The sequence below is a fragment of the Mesorhizobium sp. P2_E6 genome, from assembly GCF_056403835.1.
Genome location: NZ_JBFUEQ010000001.1, coordinates 528,936 through 554,794 on the forward strand (window position 1 = coordinate 528,936; position 25,859 = coordinate 554,794).

General features: G+C 63.3%; 20 protein-coding genes. 12 read left to right on the forward strand and 8 right to left on the reverse strand.

Annotated elements, in window-relative coordinates; all coding sequences use genetic code 11:
* Positions 1-177: 177 nt before the first annotated feature.
* Positions 178-1,083, reverse strand: coding sequence for a branched-chain amino acid ABC transporter permease (locus AC1D08_RS02555; protein WP_457150953.1), 906 nt, complete (start codon positions 1,081-1,083; stop codon positions 178-180).
* A 143-nt stretch (positions 1,084-1,226) separates the two neighbouring features.
* Here AC1D08_RS02555 and AC1D08_RS02560 point away from each other — a divergent pair, with 143 nt between their 5' ends.
* The 11 genes from AC1D08_RS02560 to AC1D08_RS02610 all read left to right on the forward strand — a co-directional run bounded on the left by AC1D08_RS02560 (position 1,227) and on the right by AC1D08_RS02610 (position 14,938).
* Positions 1,227-1,838, forward strand: coding sequence for a CGNR zinc finger domain-containing protein (locus tag AC1D08_RS02560; protein ID WP_457150954.1), 612 nt, complete (start codon positions 1,227-1,229; stop codon positions 1,836-1,838).
* Positions 1,831-2,367: a hypothetical protein gene (locus AC1D08_RS02565; RefSeq protein ID WP_457150955.1), complete on the forward strand. Its 537-nt coding sequence runs from the start codon at positions 1,831-1,833 to the stop codon at positions 2,365-2,367. Before AC1D08_RS02560 ends, AC1D08_RS02565 begins: the two co-directional genes overlap by 8 nt.
* Before the next feature lie 200 nt (positions 2,368-2,567).
* Positions 2,568-6,047, forward strand: coding sequence for an indolepyruvate ferredoxin oxidoreductase family protein (locus tag AC1D08_RS02570; protein WP_477422502.1), 3,480 nt, complete (start codon positions 2,568-2,570; stop codon positions 6,045-6,047).
* A gap of 141 nt (positions 6,048-6,188) precedes the next feature.
* Complete coding sequence (locus AC1D08_RS02575) at positions 6,189-8,504, forward strand: putative bifunctional diguanylate cyclase/phosphodiesterase (RefSeq protein WP_477413000.1); 2,316 nt, start codon at positions 6,189-6,191, stop codon at positions 8,502-8,504.
* 248 nt (positions 8,505-8,752) lie between these two features.
* Entirely contained in the window at positions 8,753-9,460 is a 708-nt protein-coding gene (locus AC1D08_RS02580) for an N-acyl amino acid synthase FeeM domain-containing protein (RefSeq protein WP_477225572.1), read from the forward strand.
* Positions 9,461-9,576: 116 nt separating this feature from the next.
* Positions 9,577-9,726: a DUF3096 domain-containing protein gene (locus AC1D08_RS02585; protein ID WP_019862764.1), complete on the forward strand. Its 150-nt coding sequence runs from the start codon at positions 9,577-9,579 to the stop codon at positions 9,724-9,726.
* A gap of 178 nt (positions 9,727-9,904) precedes the next feature.
* The gene (locus AC1D08_RS02590; RefSeq protein WP_095082965.1) at positions 9,905-10,129 is read left to right on the forward strand and encodes an aa3-type cytochrome c oxidase subunit IV; all 225 of its coding nucleotides are present in this window, start codon (positions 9,905-9,907) and stop codon (positions 10,127-10,129) included.
* An 85-nt stretch (positions 10,130-10,214) separates the two neighbouring features.
* Positions 10,215-11,495, forward strand: coding sequence for a Re/Si-specific NAD(P)(+) transhydrogenase subunit alpha (locus AC1D08_RS02595; protein WP_457152755.1), 1,281 nt, complete (start codon positions 10,215-10,217; stop codon positions 11,493-11,495).
* Positions 11,495-11,920 carry a proton-translocating transhydrogenase family protein gene (locus AC1D08_RS02600; protein WP_091581083.1) on the forward strand — a complete coding sequence of 142 codons (426 nt, stop codon included), beginning with the start codon at positions 11,495-11,497 and terminating at the stop codon, positions 11,918-11,920. Before AC1D08_RS02595 ends, AC1D08_RS02600 begins: the two co-directional genes overlap by 1 nt.
* Positions 11,921-11,926: 6 nt before the next feature.
* The gene (locus AC1D08_RS02605) at positions 11,927-13,324 is read left to right on the forward strand and encodes an NAD(P)(+) transhydrogenase (Re/Si-specific) subunit beta (RefSeq protein WP_457152754.1); all 1,398 of its coding nucleotides are present in this window, start codon (positions 11,927-11,929) and stop codon (positions 13,322-13,324) included.
* Positions 13,325-13,459: 135 nt separating this feature from the next.
* Positions 13,460-14,938 (forward strand): hypothetical protein, encoded by a 1,479-nt coding sequence (locus AC1D08_RS02610; protein WP_457152753.1) that lies wholly within the window; start codon positions 13,460-13,462, stop codon positions 14,936-14,938.
* 94 nt (positions 14,939-15,032) lie between these two features.
* On the opposite strand, the gene AC1D08_RS02615 is transcribed toward AC1D08_RS02610, so the two are convergent.
* From AC1D08_RS02615 to AC1D08_RS02630, 4 genes are all read right to left on the reverse strand, one after another.
* Positions 15,033-15,944: a hypothetical protein gene (locus AC1D08_RS02615; RefSeq protein WP_457152752.1), complete on the reverse strand. Its 912-nt coding sequence runs from the start codon at positions 15,942-15,944 to the stop codon at positions 15,033-15,035.
* Positions 15,945-16,184: 240 nt separating this feature from the next.
* Positions 16,185-18,656, reverse strand: coding sequence for a DNA topoisomerase (ATP-hydrolyzing) subunit B (gene gyrB, locus AC1D08_RS02620; RefSeq protein ID WP_477225164.1), 2,472 nt, complete (start codon positions 18,654-18,656; stop codon positions 16,185-16,187).
* Positions 18,657-18,801: 145 nt separating this feature from the next.
* On the reverse strand, positions 18,802-21,468 hold the full coding sequence (locus tag AC1D08_RS02625; protein ID WP_477422505.1) for a caspase family protein: 2,667 nt from the start codon (positions 21,466-21,468) through the stop codon (positions 18,802-18,804).
* A 54-nt stretch (positions 21,469-21,522) separates the two neighbouring features.
* Positions 21,523-22,092: an NADPH-dependent FMN reductase gene (locus AC1D08_RS02630; protein WP_477422507.1), complete on the reverse strand. Its 570-nt coding sequence runs from the start codon at positions 22,090-22,092 to the stop codon at positions 21,523-21,525.
* 197 nt (positions 22,093-22,289) lie between these two features.
* On the opposite strand from AC1D08_RS02630, the gene AC1D08_RS02635 reads away from it, so the two are divergent.
* Positions 22,290-23,657: a cytochrome P450 gene (locus AC1D08_RS02635; protein WP_457153314.1), complete on the forward strand. Its 1,368-nt coding sequence runs from the start codon at positions 22,290-22,292 to the stop codon at positions 23,655-23,657.
* A 92-nt stretch (positions 23,658-23,749) separates the two neighbouring features.
* Here AC1D08_RS02635 and AC1D08_RS02640 read toward each other — a convergent pair whose 3' ends face one another.
* The 3 genes from AC1D08_RS02640 to AC1D08_RS02650 all read right to left on the reverse strand — a co-directional run bounded on the left by AC1D08_RS02640 (position 23,750) and on the right by AC1D08_RS02650 (position 25,758).
* Entirely contained in the window at positions 23,750-24,727 is a 978-nt protein-coding gene (locus AC1D08_RS02640; RefSeq protein WP_457153315.1) for a complex I NDUFA9 subunit family protein, read from the reverse strand.
* 104 nt (positions 24,728-24,831) lie between these two features.
* Complete coding sequence (locus AC1D08_RS02645) at positions 24,832-25,284, reverse strand: DoxX family protein (RefSeq protein ID WP_457153316.1); 453 nt, start codon at positions 25,282-25,284, stop codon at positions 24,832-24,834.
* A gap of 192 nt (positions 25,285-25,476) precedes the next feature.
* Positions 25,477-25,758 carry a hypothetical protein gene (locus AC1D08_RS02650; RefSeq protein ID WP_095082943.1) on the reverse strand — a complete coding sequence of 94 codons (282 nt, stop codon included), beginning with the start codon at positions 25,756-25,758 and terminating at the stop codon, positions 25,477-25,479.
* Positions 25,759-25,859: the final 101 nt, after the last annotated feature.

The window sequence follows — 25,859 nt, forward strand, 5'->3', positions numbered from 1 at the left end:
CTGTGCCGGAGGCGTTCCGGCTTCCCCCTCAGGTCCGTCACGCCGTGTGGTCCAACGGTATGCCGCGCGTGGATTGACGGGTCAACAAGGATGGAGGCAGCAAAGGTCATCGCATCGGCGGGCAGGTCCGGATACTGGCCGTCTGCCCCGGCGTCATGCAACCAAAGTCTGATGGTTTCAGGCGATTTTGGCGGTGTCGCGGCCGGCACCGATCAGCACCAGGATGGCGACCAGGAACAGATACATCCAGGCGTCGCGCCATTCGACCGGGAAATAGCCGGCCCACAGCGATTCGGCCATGCCGAAGGCGGCCGCGCCGAGCGCTGCGCGCGGCGGCGAGAGATAGCCGCCGACCGCGGTCACGAACAGGATCTTCAAGCCGTAGACCAGGCCTGACCCGAAGCTGACGTTGCCGTAATAGAGGCCGGCCATGACGCCGGCCAGTGCAGCGCAGAAACCGCCGAACAGCACCGCATGCCGGAACACCGCGCGCACGTCGACACCGCACATGGCGGCCGCCTTGGGGTCGTCGGAGACGGCGCGCCAGCGCCGGCCGAAGCTCGAGCGGGCAAAAGCCCACGCAGCCAGCACGATTGCCGCCAGCACCACCGCGCAGTCGATGAGCTGGATGAGCGTCAGCGTTGCCTTGAAGGTTGCGTCCTGCGCGAAAACGACGGGCTGCGCCAGCATCGGCGGCAGCCACAGATCATGCGTGTCGGCGGCGATACGGCTCGCCTCCGACAACAAAAGCAGGATGCCGAGCGTCGTCACCACGATCGCATTGGGCGAGCGGTCGGCCAACGGTTCGAAGACGCTGCGCGACAGCACGTAGCTGACCAGCGCGGAATAGAGGAAAGCCGCGGCGACGCCGAGTGTCACCGCAGCCAGCAGCGTCAGCCACAGCACCTGATAGCCGAAAGCCGCGGTGAGGATCATCGTCTGGCCGCAAAACGCGAACAGCGCGCCATAAGCAAGATTGGTGCGGTGCAGGATACCGTTGGTCAGCACGTAGCCGAAGGCGAGCAGCGCGTAGAGCGCCCCCGAATGCAGCCCGTTCAGCACCTGCTGGAAGAAATAGAGCATGCAAAACCCTCGGATCATGCCGTCCCGAAGCAACGGTTTTGACGACGACATGTTCAAAAAGGCTGCGGGGGGCCGCATCCCTGCGAAGGTTTGCATCGCGGAATCTAACTTGTCAAATGCGATTTATCGGTTAGATTTCAGGCATGACGGTATCCTGGACCCCGCACCGCTTCACCGGCGGCCTGCTTGCGCTCGACACGGCGAACACCGTGGTGCTGCGCGGCGATCTGGAGAAAACGTTCGACCGCTTCGATGATCCGGCCGAGATCGCCCGCTTTGCCGACGCGGCGAGCGCCTTTCGCGCCGCAGAGCTGGGCGACCGGCAACTGGCCGTATCGTCGCCCGTGGCAATCGCGCCCGTCGTGCTGTCGATCCGCGAGGCGACTGACCGGCTGTTTCGTGGCGCGGTGTCGAAAGGCGCGGTTGCCACCGCCGATCTTCCCGGGTTCCTGAGCGCCTGCGCCGAGGGGCTGGCTGGCAGCCGGACCGAAATCGGGGCGCCGGGAAGGCCGTTCGGGGACCCGGTGACGCCGATCGCCTTCGAGGCGGCGCTGGCGGTTTCCGCCCTGTCGCTGCTGCGCGACGACACCGTCGCAAGGCTGAGGATCTGTCCCAACTGCACCTGGCTGTTCGTCGACAGAAGCCGCAATTCCAGCCGTCTTTGGTGCGACATGGCGGTATGCGGCAACCGTCAGAAGGCAAGTCGTCATTATCGTCGCCGCCGCATGGCGGCCAATGAGGTCAAGGATGCTTAGAAGTCTTTCCCGCTCGATCGTTGTCGGCGCTGCATTGATTGCCGCCGTTGCGCTCGGGGCCTGCCGCGATACCGGCAACGACGAAGGCAAGCTGTTCGAGATTTCCGGCAAGATATTCGTCTTCAACTACCGTCTCGCCAGGGCAACCTATGTCGTCACGCTACGGCCACTGCAGCCGATGGGAGACGGCCAGGTGGCTGTCGCCAGCTTCCAGGATCCCGCCGGCGGCGCGCCTTTGGTGGTCGAGCAGAAGGTCTGGCCGAAGCTCGACAAGGTGACCCTTGAGAGCCCGGCCCTGACCTGCGTCGTCAAGAACAAACCCTATGCGATCGCCATCAGCATCAAGGGCGCCGATGGCGCCATCCTGCAAAAGATCGACACCACCTTGATGTCGACGGAGGACCAGTCGGTGCTGCCCGACCGGCCGCTGGTCATCGATCAGCTCTACACGGCCAATCCCGATCTCGTCGGCCATCCCGACGGCAAGTTGCCGGGCGAACCGAAGCCGAATTGCTCCAATGGCATCTGACGCGCAGAAATTTTAGTGCGCTAGGCAGCGTCCGTAGAGTGGTTCCACACCCGATCCGAGATCGCCTCGGACCGTTCGTTGCGCGTTGCCTGGCACCTTCGATTTTGTTTGACCTGCCTTGCAAGGGGAGAAAGGATGCGTCATCCGACTCCGAACGTTGGCTGCCTGCTCCCACGCGGCCTCCGCAGAGGAAATGCCTGATGACGCTGCACGATGTCGCGCTCGACGACAAGTTCGACCTCGCAAAGGACCGCATCTTCCTGTCCGGTGCGCAGGCGGTCATCCGCATGCTTCTGATGCAGCGCGAGCGCGACCGTCGCGCCGGCCTCAACACGGCGGGGTTCGTTTCCGGCTATCGCGGCTCGCCGCTCGGCGGCCTCGACATGCAGTTGTGGAAGGCCAAGAAGCAGCTCGGCCAAGCCGATATCGTCTTCCAGCCCGGCCTCAACGAGGAGCTTGCCGCCACCGCTTGCTGGGGATCGCAGCAGACGGAACTGCTGGGCGAGGGCACCCATGATGGCGTCTTTTCGGTCTGGTACGGCAAGGGGCCGGGCGTGGATCGTTCGGGTGACGTGTTCCGCCACGCCAATCTCGCCGGCTCGTCCAAACATGGCGGTGTGCTCGCCCTGATGGGCGACGACCACATGGCCGAATCATCGACCAACGCGCACGCCACCGAATTCCTGTTCGTCGACACCATGGTGCCGATCCTCAATCCGGCCGGCGTCCAGGAGATCATCGATTACGGCCTCTACGGCTTTGCCATGTCGCGCTTTGCCGGCACTTGGGCGGCCATCAAATGCGTCAAGGACAACATCGAATCGACGGCTTCGGTCGATGCCTCGCTCGAACGGCTGAACATCGTCGTGCCCGATTTCGACATGCCGCCCGGCGGTCTCAATATCCGCCACGAGATCGACATGCTCGGCCAGGAAGAGCGGCTGCATGAATACAAGCGCGCCGCTGCCTCCGCCTTTATCCATGCCAACGGGCTGAACCGCATCGTCTATTCGGGCGGCCGCAACCCGAAGCTCGGCATCATCACGCTGGGCAAGAGCTATCTCGATGTCCGCCAGGCGCTGGAGGACATCGGCATCGACGAGGCGGCCGCCAACCGCATTGGCGTGCGGCTGTTCAAGGTCGGCTGCCCCTGGCCGCTCGACCTGCAGCATATCGCCGACTTTGCCCGCGGTCTCGACACCATCGTCGTCGTCGAGGAGAAGCGCTCGCTGATCGAGGTGCAACTGCGTGAAAGCCTTTACGGCACCGCCTCGCAGCCGGTCATCGTCGGCAAGAAGAACGAGCGCGGCGACTGGCTGTTTCCGGCCAAGGGCGCGCTCGACCCCAACGAGATCGCCATCGCGCTTGGCGAGAGGATCGTGCGGACCATCGGTCCGTCTGAAGAGATTTCGGCGCGGGTGGCAAAGCTACGCCAGTTCCAGGCGATGTTGGCGGATGCCACCGACATCGGCTCGCGCACGCCGTTCTTCTGTTCCGGCTGCCCGCACAATTCCTCGACCAAGGTGCCGGACGGCTCGATCGCCGCTGCCGGCATCGGTTGCCACTTCATGGCGCTGTGGATGGACCGCAACACCCTCGGCTTCACCGCGATGGGCGGCGAGGGCGCGCAATGGGTCGGGCAGGCGCCGTTCTCGAAGCGCGACCACATCTTCCAGAATCTCGGCGACGGCACCTATAACCATTCCGGCACTCTGGCGATCCGCTTCGCACTCTCGACCGACGCCAACATCACCTACAAGATCCTCTACAACGACGCCGTCGCCATGACCGGCGGCCAGCCGCACGAAGGCGGCCTGACCGTCGACATGATCGCTAGGCAAGTGCGCGCCGAAGGAATCGACCGCATCGCCATCGTCACCGATGAGCCGGACAAATATGCCGGCAAGGCCGAATTCCCGGTCGGCGCCACCATCCATCACCGCGACGACCTCGATCTCGTCCAGCGCGAGCTGCGCGGCGTCAAAGGTGTGTCGGTGCTGCTCTACGACCAGACCTGTGCGGCCGAAAAGCGCCGCCGCCGCAAGCGCGGCACCTTTCCCGATCCCGACAAGCGGGTCTTCATCAACGAACTGGTCTGCGAAGGCTGCGGCGATTGCGGCGTGCAGTCGAACTGCGTTTCGATCCAGCCGGTCGAGACCGAGTTCGGCCGCAAGCGCAGGATCGACCAGTCGAGCTGCAACAAGGATTTCTCCTGCGTCAACGGCTTTTGCCCGTCCTTCGTCACCGTGCACGGCGCCAAGATCCGCAAGGCCGAGGGGACGGCCGGCAAGGCCGACCCGCTCGACGGCGTGCCGACGCCCGCCGAGTTCCCGCTTGGCGAGCAGGGCTGGGCGGCGATCATCGATGGCGTCGGCGGCACCGGCGTCGTCACCGTCGGTGCCGTGCTCGGCATGGCGGCCCATCTCGAGGACAAGGGCTGCGGCATGATCGACATGGCCGGCCTTGCCCAGAAAGGCGGCTCGGTGTTCACCCATGTCCGCATCGCCCGCACCCCGGACGACATCCATGCCATCCGCGTCTCGGCCGGTAAGGCCGATCTCGTGCTTGGCTGCGATCTCGTCGTGTCGGGCGCCAAGAAAGTGCTGACGGCGGTGCGCGAGGGCCACACCATCTTTCTCGCCAACACCGCCGAGATCATGCCCGGCGAATTTGCCCGGTCGGCCGATTTCTCGTTGCCGATCGAGCGCCTGAAGAAGGCAATCCGCGCCGCCGCCGGCGACGGCAAGGCGCATTTCTTCGACGCCACGCGCACCGCCACCGCGCTGTTCGGCAATTCGCTCGGCGCCAACATGTTCATGCTCGGCTTTGCCTTCCAGCACGGCGGCTTGCCGCTTTCGGCCGAAGCTGTCGAGAAGGCGATCGAGCTCAATGGCGAAGCCGTGGCGATGAACATCGCCGCCTTCCGCTGGGGCCGCCGTGCCGCCCATCAGCCGGATTTCGTGCGCGGCCTCGTCGCCCAGCCGGGCAAGACCGGGCAGGCCGCTGCGATCGCCGAGACGCTGGATGACATCATTGCCCGCCGCGTTGCTTTCCTGACCGCCTACCAGAATGCCGCCTACGGCAGGCGTTATGCCGAAAGGATCGCCGTCCTGCGCGCCGCCGAAGCCAAGGCCGTGCCCGGTTCGACCGCGGTGTCGGAGGCTGCCGCCAGGAACCTGTTCAAGCTGATGGCCATCAAGGACGAGTACGAGGTGGCGCGGCTCTATACCGATGGCTCCTTTGCCGCCGAATTGGGCAAGCAGTTCCAGAGTTACGAGAAACTCGAATTCCATCTCGCCCCGCCGATCATGGGCCGCCGCGGCAATGACGGCACACCGAGGAAATCGAGCTTCGGCCCCTGGATGATGAAGGGTTTTCGCCTGCTGGCGGCGATGAAAGGCGTGCGCGGCACCGCCTTCGACCTGTTCGGCTACACGGCCGAGCGGCGCATGGAGCGGCAGCTTCTTGCGCAGTACGAGGTGGATCTGGACCTCGTCGCCAGATCGCTGGCGCCGGCCGTGGTCGATGCGGCAATTGCCCTTGCCTCGGTGCCGGCTCTCATTCGCGGTTATGGCCACGTCCGCCGGGCCAGCGCCGAAAAGGCGGCCGGCGAACGCAAAAGGCTGCTCGAACGTCTGTCGAACACGCCGGCACAGCCGAAACTTCAAGCTGCCGAATGATCGATACGCCTTGTTTACCTGAAGTCTGGTTTCCCAGCCGATCCTGCATCTGCGCGCCCTCGGCAACCGAGCCGAAACCACTGTTCTAAGCCTTTCTTAAGGCGGACGTGGCATGACAGGGCTTAGCGTTGGGCCGACAATATGGGCAGGACAAAGACCGAAAACATCCCACCGGATGTTTATATCCAGTTTGTGCGGTCGTTGTTCGACAACGCCCACATGCTGGTGATTGGCGGCGTGTGCTACTGGATCCTCGGATTCATGATCTACTTTCGCACGCACAATCCGTTGTTCCTGGCTTTCTCTTTTACTCTACTGTCCATCAGTCTTTTCCGTTACTTCGGCATTCGCGCCTTCCGCAAGGCGGGCGGTGTCATAGCCAATGTCGACGAGGCGCGGCGGTGGGAGCGCAACTACATCCTCAAGGGCAGCCTGCAGGGCCTCGGGTTGGGCGCGCTATGCTTCATTTCGATCTATGTGTACCCTGATCCCTTTGCCGAACTGGCCGCGACGTCGCTGGCCATTGCTACCCTGGTCACGGTTGTTGGCCGGAACTACGGATCTCCGCGCATGGTGCGGATTTTTTCCGTGACCTTCATTGGTCCGGCGGCACTTGCACTCTTGCTGCGCATGGATGTCCCTTCGGTCGTTCTCGGGTTGATGATCATCCCGTTGACTTTCATCACCATCAACAGCGCCGATCACGTCCGCAACGTGCTTTTCTCGGCCGTCATTGGCCACAAGGAAGCGAGGAAGCTCGCCCTCAGGTTCGATCGCGCCCTCAACACCATGTCGCACGGCCTTGTCATGCTCGGCCCCAACGGCCGCGTGGCGGTGGCCAATGCCGAGGCCGCGCATTTGATGTCGCTCAAGTCGCCGGATGCGCTGCTCGGGCGGTCGATCCACGGTCTGTTGATGCGCGGTGTCGCAGGCGGTATGCTAGCGCCGAAGGATTGCCGCTATATCGAGGCCCAGTTGACGCGCGCCCTGCGCGAGGGCCGCGACCGCAAGGTGCTGGTTTCCCTCGCCAACGGCCAGCACTATGAATTCTCGGCTCGCGAGGGCAGCCAGGAGCTGGGCGTCATCACCTTCGAGGACGTCACCGCCCGCGTCGAGGCGGAAGACAAGATCCGCTTCATGGCCCGCTACGACAACCTCACCGGCCTGCCCAACCGCGCCTATTTCCACGAACTGGTCGGCGAGGCCATGGCGTCCGGCGACGGCGACCGTCTCTGCGGGCTGGCAGTGCTGGATCTCGACGATTTCAAGAGCGTCAACGACACGCTTGGGCACCCGATCGGCGACGGGTTGATCTACGCCGTCGCCGAGCGCCTTGCGGCCATTGCCGGGCAAGGCATCACGGTCAGCCGTTTCGGCGGCGACGAATTCATGGTCTTCTTCGACCGCGTCGAGGACGAGAGCCATCTGACCGGCCAGCTCGACGAGATTTTCGCCGGCCTGCAGGGAGAGGTCGACGTCGCCGGTCACGGACTGCGCATCCAGGCCAGCGGCGGCGCGGTGCTGTCGCGGGTCAAGGATACCGATGTCGACGCCATGATCGTCAAGGCGGACCTGGCGCTCTACAAGGCCAAGGAGCTCGGCAAGAACAGCTGGCGGCTGTTCGAGGCCTCGATGGATGCCGCCTTCCGCAACCGTCAGCTGATGAAGGCGGATCTGCGCACTGCCGTGGAAAGCAAGGTCCTGCGCGTGGTCTATCAGCCGATCGTGGCGATGAACACCATGCGTATCGCCAGCTGCGAGGCGCTGTGCCGGTGGGATCATCCAGATCTCGGGCCGATCTCGCCCAGCATCTTCATTCCGCTGGCCGAGGAAATGGGCATCATTTCCGAGATCAGCACCTTCGTGCTGCAGGCGGCCTGCACCGAATGCGCCAAATGGCCGGACCAGACGACCGTCTCGGTCAATCTCTCCGCCAAGGATTTCCGCAGCCGCGACGTCGTCCAGAAGGTTCGTGATGCGTTGACCAGCTCCGGCCTCGCCGCCGGCCGGCTGGAGATCGAGGTCACTGAAACGGCGCTGCTCGACGACAAGTCGCTGACACGCCAGTACATCGAGGAGCTGAAGCAGCTTGGCGTGCGCATTGCGCTCGACGATTTCGGCACCGGCTATTCGAGCCTGAGCTACCTGCACAAGCTGCCGCTCGACAAGATCAAGATCGACCGTTCGTTCCTGATAGACGTCACTCAGAACAGCCGCTCGCTCGAACTGCTCAAGGGCATTGTCAATCTGTCACGGCCGCTCGGACTTTCCGTGACCGTCGAAGGTGTCGAGACCTTCGAACAGCTCAAGATCCTGGCTTTGCAGGTCAAACCGGATCTCGTGCAAGGCTTCCTCTTCGGCGCCGCGCTTAGTGCGTCGGGTATCGAGACGATGTCGAGTGCCACCTGGCCATTCGTCGCTGATCTGCGTCTCACCGGCAAGCGGACAGCCAGTTAGTATCCTGCTTTTCGAAGTTGGCTCTTGGCAGCCTCCTCCTCACTCGAGTTATTCATCAGTAGACATTTCCAAACGGACGCCCGGCCGTTAACGTTAACAGAAGGTAAATGAACAATATCGGAATTTCAGCTTGTGTCTCATTTCAGCTCGAATAGCCTATCCGCAGGCGGGATTTTCGAGGACAGACAATGGATGCTGCACGGGCTGTAGGGAGTGCGTCTGGCGGGGTCAGCACGGCTGGGGATTCGGTGTTGAACCGATCGATCATGCAACTGCTGGAGCATGTCGATTATCGCCTTATTACAGGAGGCGAGGATCTGGAGGCGATCTACCGACTTCGCTATAAATCCTACCTGCGCTCAGGCATGTGCGGTCCGATCGCCAGCGGTATGTTCGAGGACCGCTGGGACAATCTTCCCAATTCCTACCGGTTCGGTGTCTATTGCTATGGCGAATTGGTCAGCACGATCCGCTTCCATTACATTTCCAGCGAGCACCCGTATTCGCCCTCCGTCGATGCCTATCCGGAAATACTGATCGAGCGACTTGCCCGCGGAGAAACCTTCATCGACGGAACCCGGTTCGCAACCGATCCCGATAGCGCGCCGGCGCCCGGAGTGCTGCCTTTTCTGACACTCAGGCTTGCCATGGTGGCCTCGCGCTACTTTGGCCAGGACTCGGTCCTTACGCCGGTCAAGATCGAGCATTCCAATTTTTATGCCCGTTACTTCAATGCCGTGCAGAGGACTGAGGGCAAAGAGTTTCCTGGCGTTCTTACTCCGATCGCACTGTTCGAAATCCCTGCCGGCGAAAACATGCGCCTGACACTCGAACGGTTCCCATTCTTCAGGTCGACGCCGACCGAACAGCGGCTGATGTTTGCCAATCCGGCCATCAACCGACTGACACCCTTGTCCATCGTGCCGACAGCGAAATATTATCGCGAAGCCGCCTGAGACCGCGCGATTTTCGCGAAGCGCCTGGACCTTTCCGGCCACTTCTGCGTTCTGGATGACGTCAAGGGCGCTGCCGCGCCCCGGGCATCGCCGCGAAGTCTTTGAAGGAACCCGACATGCACATCTCGCAGCTCGCGCTCACGCCGCTCATCTCGCTGATCGCCGGCGTGCTGATACTCATCATGCCTCGGCTGTTGAACTACATTGTCGCGCTCTATCTGATCGTCGTCGGTCTGCTCGGGCTTTTCCCGCATCTTGCCGGCTGAAGGGTCCGTCAGCCGGCGAAGAAACGCAGCGCCGCGGCGACGATCGCGGTCGGGCTCCGGGGAGCCGGCTTCAATTTTTCTTTGAGGCAGTTGTCGGCTGCGATGCGGCAATAGCGCCATTGCTCTCGGCCCGGCTTTTCGCTATGTGCCTGAAAGATGTCTTCGAAGGGGTATTGCTATGGCTGATCACACGCCGACCGGTCCTGTCGAACTGGGCGCGAAGATGGACTATGCCGAGCATGACCGCACCTATGCGGGCTTTCTCATGCTGGCCAAATACGGATCGCTCTTTTGCGGCGCCATACTCCTGGCGATGGCTTTCGGCTTCTTTGCGGGCGGCTTCTTTTCGGCGACCATCCTGTTCATTCTGATTCTGGCCGCCGGCGCCTTTATCCTCCGATAGATTTTTCCGACACCTTGTCCACGGCGCCGCCGCGAGGCCGGTCGGCGTCTTGCGGGAAACAGCTTCCGGCCGAAAGGATCATGCGGTGGGACAGACGGTTTTCATCCCTCGTGAACTCGATGCCAACGAGCCGCGCGTAGCGGCTTCGCCCGACACCGTGAAAAGATTGGCGGGGCTTGGCTTCGATGTCGTCGTCGAGACCGGTGCCGGCACGAGGTCGCGCATCCCCGACGAGGAATTCGCCAAGGCCGGTGCCGCCATCGGCAAGGCCGGCGATGTCGCCAAGGCCAATGTGGTGCTGAAGGTCCGCCGGCCGACGGATACCGAGCTGAAGGGCTACAAGCCCGGTACGGCTGTCATCGCTATCATGGATCCCTATGGCAATGATGCCGCCGTGGCGGCCCTGGCAAAAGCGGGTGTCACCGCTTTTTCGATGGAGTTCATGCCGCGCATCACCCGCGCCCAGTCGATGGACGTGCTTTCCTCGCAGGCCAATCTCGCCGGCTACCAGGCGGTGATCGACGGCGCTTCGGAATACGATCGCGCCTTGCCGATGATGATGACGGCGGCGGGCACGGTGCCGGCGGCGAAGGTCTTCATCATGGGCGTCGGCGTCGCCGGCCTGCAGGCGATCGCCACCGCGCGTCGCCTCGGTGCGGTCGTCACCGCCACAGACGTGCGTCCCGCCGCCAAGGAACAGGTCGCCTCGCTCGGCGCAAAATTCCTGGCGGTCGAGGACGACGAATTCAAGGCGGCCGAGACGGCAGGCGGCTACGCCAAGGAAATGTCGAAGGAATATCAGGCCAAGCAGGCGGCACTCACCGCCGAGCACATCGCCAAGCAGGACATCGTCATCACCACGGCGTTGATCCCCGGCCGGCCGGCGCCGAAGCTGGTGTCGGCGGCCATGGTCGCCTCGATGAAGCCGGGCTCGGTGCTCGTCGATCTGGCGGTTGAGCGCGGCGGCAATGTCGAGGGCGCTGAAGCCGGCAAGGTCGTCACCACGGCCAACAACGTCAAGATAGTTGGCCATCTCAACGTGCCGGGCCGGGTCGCCGCATCCGCCTCGCTGCTTTACGCCAAGAACCTGTTCGCTTTCCTCGAGACGCTGGTCGACAAGACGACGAAGACGCTTGCGATCAACCGCGATGACGACCTGGTCAAGGCAACGATGCTCACCGATGGCGGCAAGGTGGTCCATCCGGCCTTCGCCAAGGCCGACCAGCAGCCTCATGTCGAGCCGGCCGCGATCCCGGCCACCACCATGGTCGCCGATGCTTCGGCCAAGCCGGCTGCAAAGAAGGCCGCGCCCAAGAAACCGGCCGCACCCAAGTCGCCCTCGTCGAAGTCGAAAGGCATTGCGTGATGGATCAGACCCTGCAGAAAGCCCTCGACCAGCTCGACCAGGCCTCCGCCGCCGTTCGGCTGGCGGTACAGAACATGGCGACGGCGCCCGGCGGCGCTGAAGCTGCGGGTGATGCCGCGCACGCCCTGTCGGGTGGTGCCATCGATCCCTTTGTCTTCCGCTTCGCCATCTTCGTGCTGGCGATCTTCGTCGGCTACTACGTCGTCTGGTCGGTGACCCCGGCTTTGCACACGCCGCTGATGGCCGTTACCAACGCCATTTCCTCGGTCATCGTCGTCGGCGCCTTGCTTGCCGTCGGCATCGCCGCCTCCGGCATTGCCGCCGGCTTCGGCTTCGTCGCGCTTATGCTGGTGTCGGTCAACATCTTCGGCGGCTTCCTCGTCACCCAGCGCATGCTGGCCATGTACAAGAAGAAGGACAAGTAGAGCGCCATGAACGCCAACTTCGCGTCCTTCCTCTATCTGGTCTCCGGCGTCCTGTTCATCATGGCGCTGCGTGGCCTGTCGCATCCGACCACCAGCCGCCAGGGCAACCTCTACGGCATGATCGGCATGGGCATCGCCATCGCCACCACGCTGGCGCTGGCAACTCCGTCGGCCGGCCGTTTCGGTTTGATCGTGCTTGGCCTTGCCATCGGCGGCGGCGTCGGCGCCATCACCGCGCGCCGCATCGCCATGACCTCGATGCCGCAGTTGGTCGCGGCCTTCCACTCGCTGGTCGGCCTTGCCGCCGTCATGGTGGCCGCCGCAGCCATCTATGCACCGGAAAGCTTCGGCATCGGCACCAATGGCGACATCCACGCCCAGGCCCTGATCGAGATGAGCCTTGGTGTTGCCATCGGCGCCATCACCTTCACCGGCTCGGTCATCGCTTTCTTGAAGCTCGACGGCCGCATGTCGGGCAAGCCGATCATGATCGGCGGCCGCCACTTCATCAACGCCGCACTCGGCATCGCGCTGATCGTGCTGATCGTGCTTCTGGTCACGACAGAATCGAAGCTGGTGTTCTGGCTGATCGTCGCCGCATCGCTGGTGCTGGGTATCCTGCTGATCATTCCGATCGGCGGCGCCGACATGCCGGTCGTCGTCTCGATGCTCAACTCCTATTCCGGCTGGGCAGCGGCCGCCCTTGGCTTCACGCTCGGCAACCTGGCGCTGATCATCACCGGCGCGCTGGTCGGCTCGTCCGGCGCGATCCTGTCCTACATCATGTGCAAGGGCATGAACCGCTCGTTCATCTCGGTCATCCTCGGCGGCTTCGGCGGCGAGACGGCGGCAGCGGCGGATGACGGCATCGAGCGTACGGTCAAGCAGGGTTCGGCCGACGATGCGGCCTATCTGATGATGAACGCGCAGAAGGTCATCATCGTGCCCGGCTACGGCATGGCGGTGGCCCAGGCGCAGCATGCGCTGCGCGAAATGGCCGACAAGCTCAAGGCCAATGGCGTCGACGTCAAGTACGCCATTCATCCTGTCGCCGGCCGCATGCCTGGCCACATGAACGTGCTCTTGGCCGAGGCCAACGTGCCCTACGACGAGGTGTTCGAACTCGAGGACATCAACTCCGAATTCGCGCAGGCCGACGTCGCCTACGTCATCGGTGCCAACGACGTCACCAACCCTTCGGCCCGCGACGACAAGTCGTCGCCGATCTACGGCATGCCGATCCTCGACGTCGACAAGGCCCGCACCTGCCTGTTCGTCAAGCGCTCGCTCGGCTCCGGCTATGCCGGCATCGACAACACGCTGTTCTACAAGGACGGCACCATGATGCTGCTCGGCGACGCCAAGAAGATGACCGAGGAGATCGTCAAGGCCATGGATCACTGATCAGGGGATCAGCACTGAGATGCGCCAAGAAACGCCCGGCCTCGCGCCGGGCTTTTTCTTGGCTTGACGGCGGTTTCGGGGCTACGATGACGAATGCCCGTCCCGTCGACGGGATTGTCGTCAACGGAGACGTTGGTGCCCGACCCCATCGCATCGCAGGCCACCCCAAAAGCGCCGCGCAAGCTCAGCCAGGCGGTGGTGATCGTGCATGGCATGGGCGAACAGCGGCCCATGGATACGCTGCGGGGCTTTGTTCAGGCGGTCTGGAGCCATGACCCCGCCCGTGCGCCGTTTTATGCCCATGTCGCCGATCCGGTCGACCCCGCTGGCGCGAAGATCAACCAGAGCTGGATCACACCCGACAGCCGGACAAATTCGTACGAACTTCGCCGCATTACGACGCCTTACGATGTCGATGGCCGGCGCACCGATTTCTACGAGCTTTACTGGGCCGACATCACGCAAGGCACGACACGGGGCCGGCTTGCCGCCTGGGTGACGAACCTGCTGTGGCGCAAGCCCGCCGACATACCGGCCGACGCCCGCAAGCTGTATCTCGTCACCCTTTTTGCCGTCATCGTCGTCCTGTGCGCGACGCTGGCGCTGGCGACGTCGGTTTGGCAAGGCTACATGTCGTGGGCCGCCGGCGTGCTCGTCACGATCCTGGCCTCATTCGTCATCTGGTCGGTCGACCGGTTCGGCCTTCCCTATTTCGGCGATGTCGCCGCCTATGTGCGCGCGGAAGCGGCGACAGTCGAGAAGCGCGCGCTGATCCGCGAGCGTGGCCTCAGGCTGCTGAAGCGCCTGATGTTGGACGATACCTACGACCGGATCGTGCTCGTCTCGCACAGTCTGGGATCGATGATCGCCTATGATCTCTTGCAGATATTGTGGGCCGATTTCAGGCCCCGAAAACTGGAGGCCATCCGCGACAAGGCGAAACTCAAAGCGATCCGCGCCATCGACAAGGCGACGCTCAGTTCCGACGGTTCCGCGTGGCCCGATAGGCTGGACGACCTCGCCGGTTTGCGGCGTGATCAGTGGGAGCTCTACCGACAGCTGCGCGCGAAAGATGCCGACCATCCGCTGCCATGGAAGATCAGCGATTTCGTCACGCTCGGCAGTCCGCTGACCCACAGCGAGTTTCTGGTGACGTATGACCTCACCGAGTTCCAGCGCGGCATCGCAGAGCGCCTGCTCTCAGCCTGTCCGCCAATCGCCGAAGGGACCGCAGCCGGAGGCACTATCCTCTATCAGGAAGGGCGCAGTCCGTCAGGCAAACCGGAACGGGCGGTGCATCATGGCGCGGTGTTTGCCGCAACGCGATGGACCAACATCTTCGACAGGGGCAATGGCTGGCTGACCGGCGACCCGATTTCCGGGCCGATGACCGAGAATTTCGGCCCCGGCGTGGAGAACGTCCAGGTCGAGCTGCGCGGCTCCCTCGGCCGCATCTTCACGCACACGCTCTATTGGTCGCTGGCGGCAACCGGCGTCGAGGTCGCCGCGTCGGCCGGCGTTGTGCCGCGCACGCATCTTGCCGTGCTGCGCGACGCTGTGGATCTTGGCCGTAAGCTGGAGCCAAGCCAAGCGCCGGCGACTGCCAAACGATAAGAACAGAGAGGTCCCACCGCGCTGCATGGCAATTCAAACAGAAATCCACTCCGGGCTTGGCCCGGAGTGGATTGATTTTGCTTCGGCCCCAGAATCAGCGGCCGGTCAGAAACACCGCCTCCTCGTCGTCGCGCTGCCTGCCGCCGAGGGCCGCCGCAGCACTTGCGATGAAGGCACCGATGGCCAGCGACAGCGCACCAAGCAGCGCAAAGGTCGCGCTCCCCTTCCTGGCGGTGTCGGCAGCCTGCTGCGCCTTGACCTTGGCGTCCTGAGCCTTGGCAAGGATCGCGTCGACCCGCGCCTTGGCATCTGCCTCCGAAAGGCCGGTGCGGGCAGCGACCAGTTGCGTCAGATAGGTCTTGTCGTCGGCCGAAATCTCGCCTGCCGCAGCGCCGGTGATCAGGATGCGCGAGGCTTGCCCGACCGCAGCGGCATCGCTCTCTGTATTGGTCGCCGCAAGCTTGCTTGCATCGGCCGGGCGGAACAGCGAATCCACCAGATACGATGTCGCATTGTCGGTCGAAACACCGCCGGCGGAAGCACCCGCCGACGCGCCCATGGCGGCACTCGAAGCGACGGTCGAGACCGCCTGCACGCCTGACCCCAGCGCAGCGGAGAGGGCCGAGCCAAGCACCCCGACGACGAGCAAGGTGGCCAACGCCCAGGCGAGGAAGCCGTGGGCGGTGTCGCGGAAATAGACCTCGTCGGTATGGATGCCGACCCATTTGGTGCGCAGGCGCCCTGCAAGGTAGCCGCCGACACCCGAGGACAGCCATTGCACGACGATCAGCCAGATCGCGGTGGACACCGCGAAGGTGGTGACCGACGCGCCTGAGCCCGACCAGGGTGACACCATGGTGAGACCTAGCCCTGAGCCGAGCAGCATCAGGATCAAGGTCAACGTCGAGGCCGCGAAGGCACCGGCGATGATCGGTCCCCAGCTGACGGCAGGAGTGGAGGATTCAGTGGAAGCGGAAACGTCGACAGCCGATAGGGTGGACTGCATGAATTTCCCCCTACCGTACGAAAAGCATGATCAGAATGATGATTGGAATCGGGATTCCAAGTAGCCAGAGCAAGATACCGCGTCCCATGAAGGCCTCCTGTGAGAAATTGTGATCGATACTGTCACAATGTCCCTCGGGAACTTCCGTTCCGGCGGGTTATGAAATGATTTTGTTTACCTCGGATGGAACAAATTGGCGCGCCGCAGCGCGCCAAGGCCGGAGATCAATATCCAGGGAGATCAAATATCCAGGTTGGCGACCGACAGCGCGTTGTCTTGGATGAATTCGCGCCGGGGCTCGACCTCGTCGCCCATCAGCCGCGAGAACAGACTGTCCGCGTCGGTGGCGTCATTGACCTTGACCTGCAGCAGCGAGCGCACGTTCGGGTCGAGCGTGGTTTCCCAGAGCTGCTCGGCGTTCATCTCGCCGAGACCCTTGTAGCGCTGCATGGTCAGCCCCTTGCGGCCGGTCGCAAAGACGGCGTTGAGCAGCGCCAGCGGCCCCGAGATGGTTTCGGCGACATCCTTGCGGCGCAGCACCGGCGGCGTCCCGTAGACCTCGCTGAGGCGCTGTGCGTAGCGGTCGAGCTGACGGGCATCGGCCGAATTGATCAGCGCCAGGTCGAGATGCGCGTATTCCTTGACGCTGCGCACCGTACGCTCGAACACATAGCCGCCGACGCCTTCGTTCGAAGTCGACATGCGGCCGGTCCAGCCGCGCTCGGTATCCTCGGCGATGATGTCGAGGCGTTTTGCAATCCGCTCCGCCATGGCATCGGCGCGGCCGAGATCTGTGAAGACGTCGGGGTTGAGCCCGCCGGCGATCGCCGCCTGTTCGACCACGCCTCTGTTGTAGCGTGTGTGCAGCCCGTTGATCAGCTGCCGCACCGCCAGCGCATCGTCGATGGCGCTGCGCAGATCCTGTCCGGTGCGAACTTCGCCCGAGCCCAGCGAGAGCGATGCTTCCTCCAGCCCCGAACCGATCAGGAACTCCTCGAAGGCGCTCTCGTCCTTGATGTATTGCGAGCTCTTGCCGCGCGTCACTTTGTAGAGCGGCGGCTGGGCGATGTAGAGATGGCCGCGCTCGATCAGTTCCGGCATCTGCCGGAAGAAGAAGGTGAGCAGCAAGGTGCGGATGTGGGCGCCGTCGACGTCGGCGTCGGTCATCAGGATGATCTTGTGGTAGCGCAGCTTGTCGGCGTTGAACTCGTCCTTGCCGATCGAGGTGCCGAGCGCTGTGATCAGCGTGCCGATCATGTCGGAGCCGAGCATGCGGTCGAAGCGAGCCCGTTCGACATTGAGGATCTTGCCGCGCAGCGGCAGGATCGCCTGGTTCTGGCGCGAACGGCCGCCCTTGGCCGAGCCGCCGGCGGAATCGCCCTCGACGATGAAGATTTCGGATTTCGCCGGGTCGCGTTCCTGGCAGTCGGCCAGCTTGCCGGGCAGCGAGGTGACGCCGAGCGAGCTCTTGCGGGTGATGTCGCGCGCCTTGCGCGCGGCTTCGCGCGCAGCCGCGGCCTGGATCACTTTCTCGATGACCACCTTGCCCTCGCTCGGGTGTTCTTCCAGCCAGGTGCCGAGCGCTTCGTTGACCAGCCCTTCGACCACCGGACGGACCTCTGAAGAGACCAGCTTGTCCTTGGTCTGCGAGGAGAACTTTGGATCGGGTACCTTGACCGACAGCACCGCTGTCAGGCCCTCGCGGCAGTCGTCGCCGATCAGCGAGACCTTTTCCTTCTTGGTCAGGCCCGAGGAGTCGCCATAGCCGGTGATCTGACGGGTCAGCGCACCGCGGAAACCGGCCAGATGGGTGCCGCCGTCGCGTTGCGGGATGTTGTTGGTGAAGGCCAGCACGTTCTCGTGGTAGCTGTCGTTCCACCACATCGCCACTTCGACGGTGATGCCGTCGCGCTCGGCCTTGATGGCGACCGGCTTGTCGATCAGCGGTTTCTTGACGCGGTCGAGATATTTGACGAACTCTTCCAGCCCGCCATCATAATGCAGCTCGTGGCGCACGATGTCGGCATGGCGGGCATCGGTCAAAACGATGCGCACGCCGGAATTGAGGAAGGCGAGTTCGCGCAGCCGGTGTTCCAGCGTGCCGAAGTCGAATTCGACCATGGTGAAGGTTTCGGCCGACGGGAAGAAGGTGATCTCGCTGCCGCTGCGCCCTTCGTAGGTGCCGGCAACCTTGTGCTGCTCGTAGGTGCCGGTCGCCTTCAGCGGCGCGTCGGCATTGCCGTGCGTGAAGCTCATCTCGAAGATCTGGCCGTTGCGGCGGATCTTCAATTTCAGCCATGCCGAAAGCGCGTTGACCACCGAGACGCCGACGCCATGCAGTCCGCCCGACACCTTGTAGGAATTCTGGTCGAACTTGCCGCCGGCATGCAGCTGCGTCATGATCACTTCGGCCGCGGAAATGCCTTCGCCGGTGTGGATATCGGTCGGAATGCCGCGGCCATTGTCGATCACGGTGACCGAACCATCGGGGTTGAGCGTCACCGTGACGAGGTCGGCATGACCGGCCAGGGCCTCGTCGATAGCGTTGTCGACCACCTCGTAGACCATGTGATGCAGGCCGGAACCGTCGTCGGTGTCGCCGATATACATGCCGGGGCGTTTGCGGACAGCATCCAACCCCTTCAAAACCTTGATGGAATCGGCGCCGTATTCGGCTTCAGCGCCGTTGTTGTTGTCGATCTGATCGCTCATGAAAACCTGTTGTCTGGATGCCGCTTGCACGGTGCTGAAAATCGGCACCGAATCGCGCCTCTGATATTGTCTAGATATAGGCGCTAAAGGCGGTTTTTCCAAGGTTTGCAGGCATTTCCGGGGTGAATCCCGAGCCGGCAGCCGGCTATTTTTTTCGAGCGCCGGATTTGGCGAGAAGGCTGCGCAAATGTTTGATCATGAATTTGTCTCCGGGCGCCAGCCGCCCCGTGCGGTCGAGCTCCAGCGTTAGGTTGAGCGCCGTGGTCAGCGCGGCCTTCGGATCCCTCGCCACATAGGCATAGGCGACGTAGGCGCGCGCCAGATCGATTTGCCAGATCGCATTGTTCGGATCGGACTGGGCCAATTTCTGGGCAATAGCGAGGCTGGCCTCGAAGGCCGCCTTGGAACCCTCAAAGTGACGTCGGTCGGTTTCCAGATACCCGATCTTCTGCAGGGTGATCGAAATATCGCGTTGCCAGTTCAAATTGGCAGAATCCAGCTTGGCCAGCCGGTCGGCAATAGCAAGGCTGTCCTGATAGTTTTGCAGGGCGCCGCTGGCATTGCCTTGCACCCTAAGCACCTCGGCGACCCGCTCGAGGCACACCGACAGGTCGCGCTGCCAGTCCGTGTTGCCGGGATCGATGGCGGCAAGGTCGCGCGCCGTGGCCAGCGCCTGCTGGTGGGCCCCCAGCGCGAGCGGCCAATCCTTCTGGTCGCTGTAAGCATTTCCGATTTTGGAGTAACCAATCGACAGGTCGCGCTTCAAGTCGGTATTGTTGGGGTCGCGGCGTGCCAAGTCTTCGGCGATCGCCTGGCTCTTGTTGAAGGCTACGAGCGCACCGGCGGCGTCGCCGCGCTCCCGCAGCAGATCACCGATCCTGGTTTGGCTGACTGAGACAGCGCGTTGGCGCCGCGTGTCATCGGGCTTGTTCTCGGCCAGCGCCAACCGAATTCTCAGGCTCTCTTCCAACGCTGTCTGGGCGCCATCCAACTGACCGGCAGTACGGGCAAGGTCGCCGATTTCGTCATAGGTGATTGTCAGATCATTGAGCAGATCGGCGCGGCCCGGCTCCGCATCGGCCAACTGTTGCTTGATCGAGAGGCTTTGCTGATAGGCTTGGGCCGCGGCGCTCACATCGCCTTGCGTCGCCAGAACGTTGCCGATCTTGTCGTTGGCCATGGCAAGATCGCCGAGCCAGTCCTTCTTGTCCGGCACGCTTGTGGTCAGGTCCTGCAGCATGTCCCTGGCCGCCTCATAGTTTTCCAGGGAGGTTGGCAGGTCGCCTTGCGCCATCCTTGTGTTGGCGAGCTTTATATGGCTGATGGCGAGATCGCGCTTGACGCTGGGATCGGTTTCCTGAAGCGATCGCTGCTCGAGGTTGGCCAACAGTGCGGAAAAGGCGCGGCCGGCCGCGTCGATATTGCCGACCGTCGTATAGAGAACTCCGAGTTCCTCCAGCGTGCGGCTCTGGCGGTCGGCCTGTTCCAGGCTGAGCGAGGTCTGCCCGGCCTCGCCATACAGCGCCAGCACGAATTCGTAGCCGTTGATGGCTGCCGCATAGTTCAGGTCGGCGCGCGCCGCGCCTGCCGACAGGAATACCGTTGCGGCCTGCGACAGCGTGCGGTCGACGAAATTCACCTTCAGCGCGTTGCGCGACACCTCGTCGATATTGGCCGCTTCCGCCAGCTTTGCCTGCGCTGCCTCGAAGGCGCCGAGCGACAGCTGCTCTTCGGCCTGCCGACGCAATTCCGTCACTCGCGGATCATCGGCCGCGAGCGTCTTCATCTCGCTGCGCACCTTGACGAAGGCGTCGGCCGCTTCACGCAGCCGGGTATTCAGGCTGTCCGCTGACAAATTGCCAGTGTCGGAACCGATCAGCGCGCCATAGAGCGGCGCCAGCGGCATGTCGGCGTCGCTGGCGATCTGCTCGACCTGGCCGCGCATGTCCGGCGTCACGTCGGCCATGGCAAGCAGCAGGCGTTCGCGCTCCGGCAGCTGTTCCTTGGCCGCCGCGGCAAAGAACAGTTTGGGCAGGCCGCTCTCGACGTAAGGCAATTGTTTTCCGCGCGACAGGTCATAGACCTCCTGCTGCACCAAAGTCAGCACCGAGCGGATCTCGAGACCGTCGGTGCCGAGATATTTGGTCAGTGCCGTCGTGAACGGCGAATTCTGGCCGGTTCCGTCGGCGGCCGTCTCGCCGGGGGCGGCCGAGAAGGCGAACAGGATGTTTTCCGCGCGGCCAATGCGGCCAAGTCCCGGCTTGACCTTGTCGGCAACATCCTTTGCCAGTGAGGTCGCGCCGCGCCCCTGGCCGCTGCTTCCCGAGAAGGGATCGCTGCGGCAGGCGTCGAGCACGATCAGCCCGACCCTTGCGGTGGCGGCGACCGTGTCGCGCACTTCCTCCAGCGGCAGGCTGGTCTTCTGCAGCGCATCGAGCGAAGAGGCGTCGGCATCGATCGGCAGCAGCCGGTTGTCGCCTGAGATTTCGACGCCATGGCCGGAGAAGTAGACCAGCACCACGTCGGCGCCTTTCGCATCCTCGCGAAAATCGTCGAGCGCGCGGCGCATGCGTCGGAGATCGCGGTTGGTTTCGAGAACGACCTCGAAGCCGAGCTTCTTCAGCGACGCTTCCATCGCCTCGCCGTCATTGATGGGATTGGCGAGCGGCCGGACCAGACGGTAGTCGTCGTCGGCGATGACCAGCGCCACGCGCCGCTCCGCCACCGCGGTGGCGGTGGTCGTAAGCATCAGCAGCAAGGCAAACAGCAAGCGCAAGTCGAACCGCCCCCGGCGCAGTCGTTCGCCAACCATTCCACCTCTTTATGGCGCGAGCAAGCCGGGTTTTTGGGCCGAAAACCGGCTCCTTCAGGCCGTCCGCATCGGCTTCAGGGCTTCACTCCAGCGCAACAGCTCGTCCAGCATGGCCGTGGTTGCGCCCTGCACCTGCTCGCTGGCCCGGTAAGAGCCGTCATGCTCGAGCAGTTTCTGATAGAGCGGCAAGGAAACCCCTTCGGAGATTGGCATTACGCCCACCGAAGTCAGCAGCGGCTTGAGCGCTTGCGCCGCGCGCAGGCCGCCGGAGACGCCACCATAGCTGAAGATGGCGGCGGGTTTGTATTTCCACTCGCGTGCGAGATAGTCGATCGCGTTGATGATCGCCGGAGCGGCGAAATAATTGTATTCCGGCGCCACGAAGACGAAGGCGTCGGCGGCATCGATCGCCTTCGACCAGGCCTTGGTGTGGTCGTTCTGATAGTTGCCGAGCTTGGGGTGATGCGGCTCGTCCAGAACCGGCAGATTGAACGCGGCGATGTCGGTCAGCACCGGTTCGAATTTCCCGTGCTTGCGTGCGAATGCCTCCAGCCATTTGGCGAAAACCGGTCCGGCACGGCCGGGCCGCGTGCTGCCGATGATGATGTTCAACTGGTGCTTCAAGGCGGGCTCCTTCGATGGGCAGTATCTGTTGGTGACTGCGACCTACGGCAGAGCAGCGCTGCGGACAAGGCGGCAGCTCAGGGGGAACGGTCACAATTGGCTGAACAGACTGTCCGCCTTCGCATTTCAGGCTGCGCTTCGGTCACATGGACGCCTGGATTGCCAGCCACTACATTGAGATATCAGCGGAGCACCCGATGGACGTCCAGCCCGCCCCCTTCGTTCCCCCGGCGCCAAAGCCGCGCACGACGCCGCCCTCGACGCTGGAGATGATCCGCATCGTCTACCGCAATCCGCTCGAATTGTGGGGCGAGCATACCTACAACGAGCCCTGGATTTCGGTGAATGGCATTGGTGGACATCTGGTCGTCGCCAACGATCCCGGCCTCATCCGCCACGTGCTGGTCGACAATGCCAAGAACTACAAGATGGCGACGGTGCGCCAGAAGATCCTGCGGCCGATCCTGCGCGACGGCCTGCTGACCGCCGAGGGCGAGGTCTGGAAGCGTTCGCGCAAGGCGATGGCGCCGGTGTTCACACCGCGCCACATCTTCGGCTTCGCCGAGCCGATGCTCAGGCGCACGCAAGAGTTCGTCGCCCGCTACGAGGGTGGCGGCACGTCCGACATCGCCCATGACATGACGCTGCTCACCTATGACATCCTGGCCGAGACGCTATTTTCCGGCGAGATCGCTGGCCAGCCGGGCAGTTTTGCCAATGAGATCGACCGGCTGTTCGAGACCATGGGCCGCGTCGATCCGCTCGACCTGTTGCGCGCGCCCGATTGGCTGCCACGGCTCACCCGCATCCGTGGTCGCAAGACCATGGCCTATTTCCGCAAGATCGTCACCGACACGGTCAAGCTGCGCGAACAGAAATTCAAGCGCGACCCCGAGGCCGTGCCGCAGGATTTCCTGACGCTCCTGCTCAAGGCCGAGGGGCCTGACGGGCTGACGCGGGCCGAGGTCGAGGACAACATCATCACCTTCATCGGCGCCGGCCACGAGACCACGGCGCGTGCACTCGGCTGGACGCTTTACTGTCTCGCGGAATCGCCATGGGAGCGCGACAGGGTCGAGCAGGAGATCGACCGGGTGTTGGCGCGCGAGCCCGATTCGACGAAATGGCTCGATGCCATGCCGTTCACACGTGCGGCTTTCGACGAGGCGCTCAGGCTCTATCCGCCGGCGCCGTCGATCAACCGCGAGCCGATCGAGCCGGAAATGTGGAAGGATCTTTACATCCCGAAATACGCTGCGGTGCTGGTCATGCCATGGGTCGTCCATCGCCACAGGAAACTGTGGGACCGGCCCGACGCCTTTATGCCGGAGCGCTTCCACCCGGGAAACCGCGAGAAGATCGATCGCTTCCAGTATCTGCCGTTTGGCGCGGGCCCACGCGTCTGCATCGGCGCCAGCTTCGCCATGCAGGAGGCGATCATCGCGCTCGCCATCATGCTGTCGCGCTTCCGCTTCGACACCACGGCCGAGACGAAACCCTGGCCGGTGCAGAAGCTGACCACCCAGCCGCAAGGCGGATTGCCGATGCAGGTCACGCCGCGTTAGAGCAGCTCTCCGTTTCACGGAAACGGCGAACGGCTCTAACTCTTTGTTTTGACGCAATTCCCTAAGGGAAAGCGCTACGCGCGTGCATTGACTTATGCTGCGGGCTTGCGCTGCTGGAACTGGCCGGCGGCGCGGAAGCGCCAGAGGTAGCTGGGCAGGATCGTGGCGATCGATTGCGGCTGGATGCCAAGCCCGGCCAATGTCCGATTGGCCTTGGCCGCCGCGTCCGAAACGACGTTGTGCTCGCGCAGCTGCATCACCTGGTCCTTGGTCAGCAGCGGATTGGGTAGGAGGCCGAGGATCGAGGCCTGCATATTCGCCACCCACCATGGCACCGGCACCAGCAGGCGCTTGCGTTCGGTGACCTCAAGCAGTTCTTCCATGCATTCCTTGAAGGTCAGCACCTTGGGGCCGCCAAGCTCGTAGATATGGCCGCCATCGACCTTGCCGTCGACGGAGCGTGCCACCGCTTCGGCGACGTCGCCGACATAGACCGGCTGGAACTTGGTCTGGCCGCCGCCGATCAGCGGCAGCACCGGCGAATAGCGCGCCATGTTGGCGAAGCGGTTGAAGAAACTGTCCTCGGGCCCGAAAATGATCGACGGCCGGAAGATCACGGCGTCCCTGATCGTCTCCAGGACGGCCTTTTCGCCAAGCGCCTTGGTGCGTGCGTAGTCCGATCCGGAGTCTAGATCGGCACCAAGCGCTGAAATATGGGTGAGGCCGGCGCCGACGGCGCGCGCCGCTTCAGCCACCGCGCGGGCGCCGAACTCATGCACCGTGGAGAATTTCTGCCGGCCGCTCTGATGCAGGATGGCGACCAGATTGACGACATGATCGGCACCTTGCACGGCGCGGTCGACCGACCAGCGGACGCGCACATTGGCCTGCACCGGCTGGATCTGGCCAACATTGCCGAGCGGCTGCAGATGGCCGGCGAGATCGGGCCGCCGGCAGGCGACCCGGATGCGATAGCCGCGCTTGGCCAGCGCGCGCACGACATGGCGGCCGACAAAGCCTGAGCCGCCAAATACGACGACGAGCTTTGGGGTCTGCAGGATTTCGGTCATGGCTGGCTCCGGCGCTCGCAAGCTTGGCTGAAGCCGTTTCATAATCCGTTTCGCGCCAAAGGCAAAGGGCGACGCGTGGTCGCTGCCGCCCTTGTTTCGATCTGTTAGAACGCCTTGCCGATGCGGGCGTCGACCGAGTGGCGGTTGCCGCCACGAATAACGAAGAAGAGCAGGATCGCGGCCCACAGAAGCGACTTCTCGGCACCCGAAAAGCCCTGGCTCATCGTGACCCAGTGGAACCAGACCGTGACCAGCAGCACAGACAGGCCAGCAAAGGCGGCCGGCCGCGTCAAAAGGCCGATGGCAATGAAGATGCCGCCGAAGAATTCCGTGCAGGCCAGAAGCAACGACCACAAGGCGCCGGGATAGAAGCCGAGGCCCTCGACCATTTCGGCGGCGCCGAAAGGATTGGTGATCTTCTGCGAGCCATGGATGGCCAGGAACGCACCGGCGACGACGCGAAGAACGGTTTCACCGGCGTCATGCAGCGACGAATACAGGCGGCCAAGCACTGGAACGATCAGCTTGCCGCGGGAGGCGTTAGTGGTCACGGACATCGTAGCTCCTGTTTTTGTGATAGTCCCTTGCAAACGCCCGATGGCTCCATCAAGTCAAGTTAACAAAAGTTAACTTTCATCATCATGTTTTGGGCCATAGAACGAAACACAGAAAACCCCGCCGCAGCGGGGTTTTCCGGGTGACATCATGCGAAGCCAGGGGCCGACGGAGCGGCCTGACCTGAGACGGTATCAGGAGGGCGTGAAGCAAGTACGCCCACCCCAGCCCTGGACATCCGACATGGTGCCGCCAACCTTCTTGCAGGCCGCGATGAAATCGGCGCTGCAGTTGGCGAATTTTGCATGGCCGTTCTTGCAGTAATGATCCTCGGTGGCGCCGCCGCTCGGAGCGGTGATGACGCCGGGCGCGGACGGCTTGACCGGCGCGGCCTTCAAGGAGGCAGCCTGTGTGGCGCCCATGAACGAGCCGAGAAGAAGGACGGCGGTCAGCATGGTGAGCTTGGTGTTGGTCATGGCAATTTCCTTTTGATTTTGGGTGGGTTTTCGAGGCGCAAAGGGACATCCCCTGCGTGAAACAGGCTTTCGCTTTCGGTTTGCTGTTCCCCTCGGTGTGG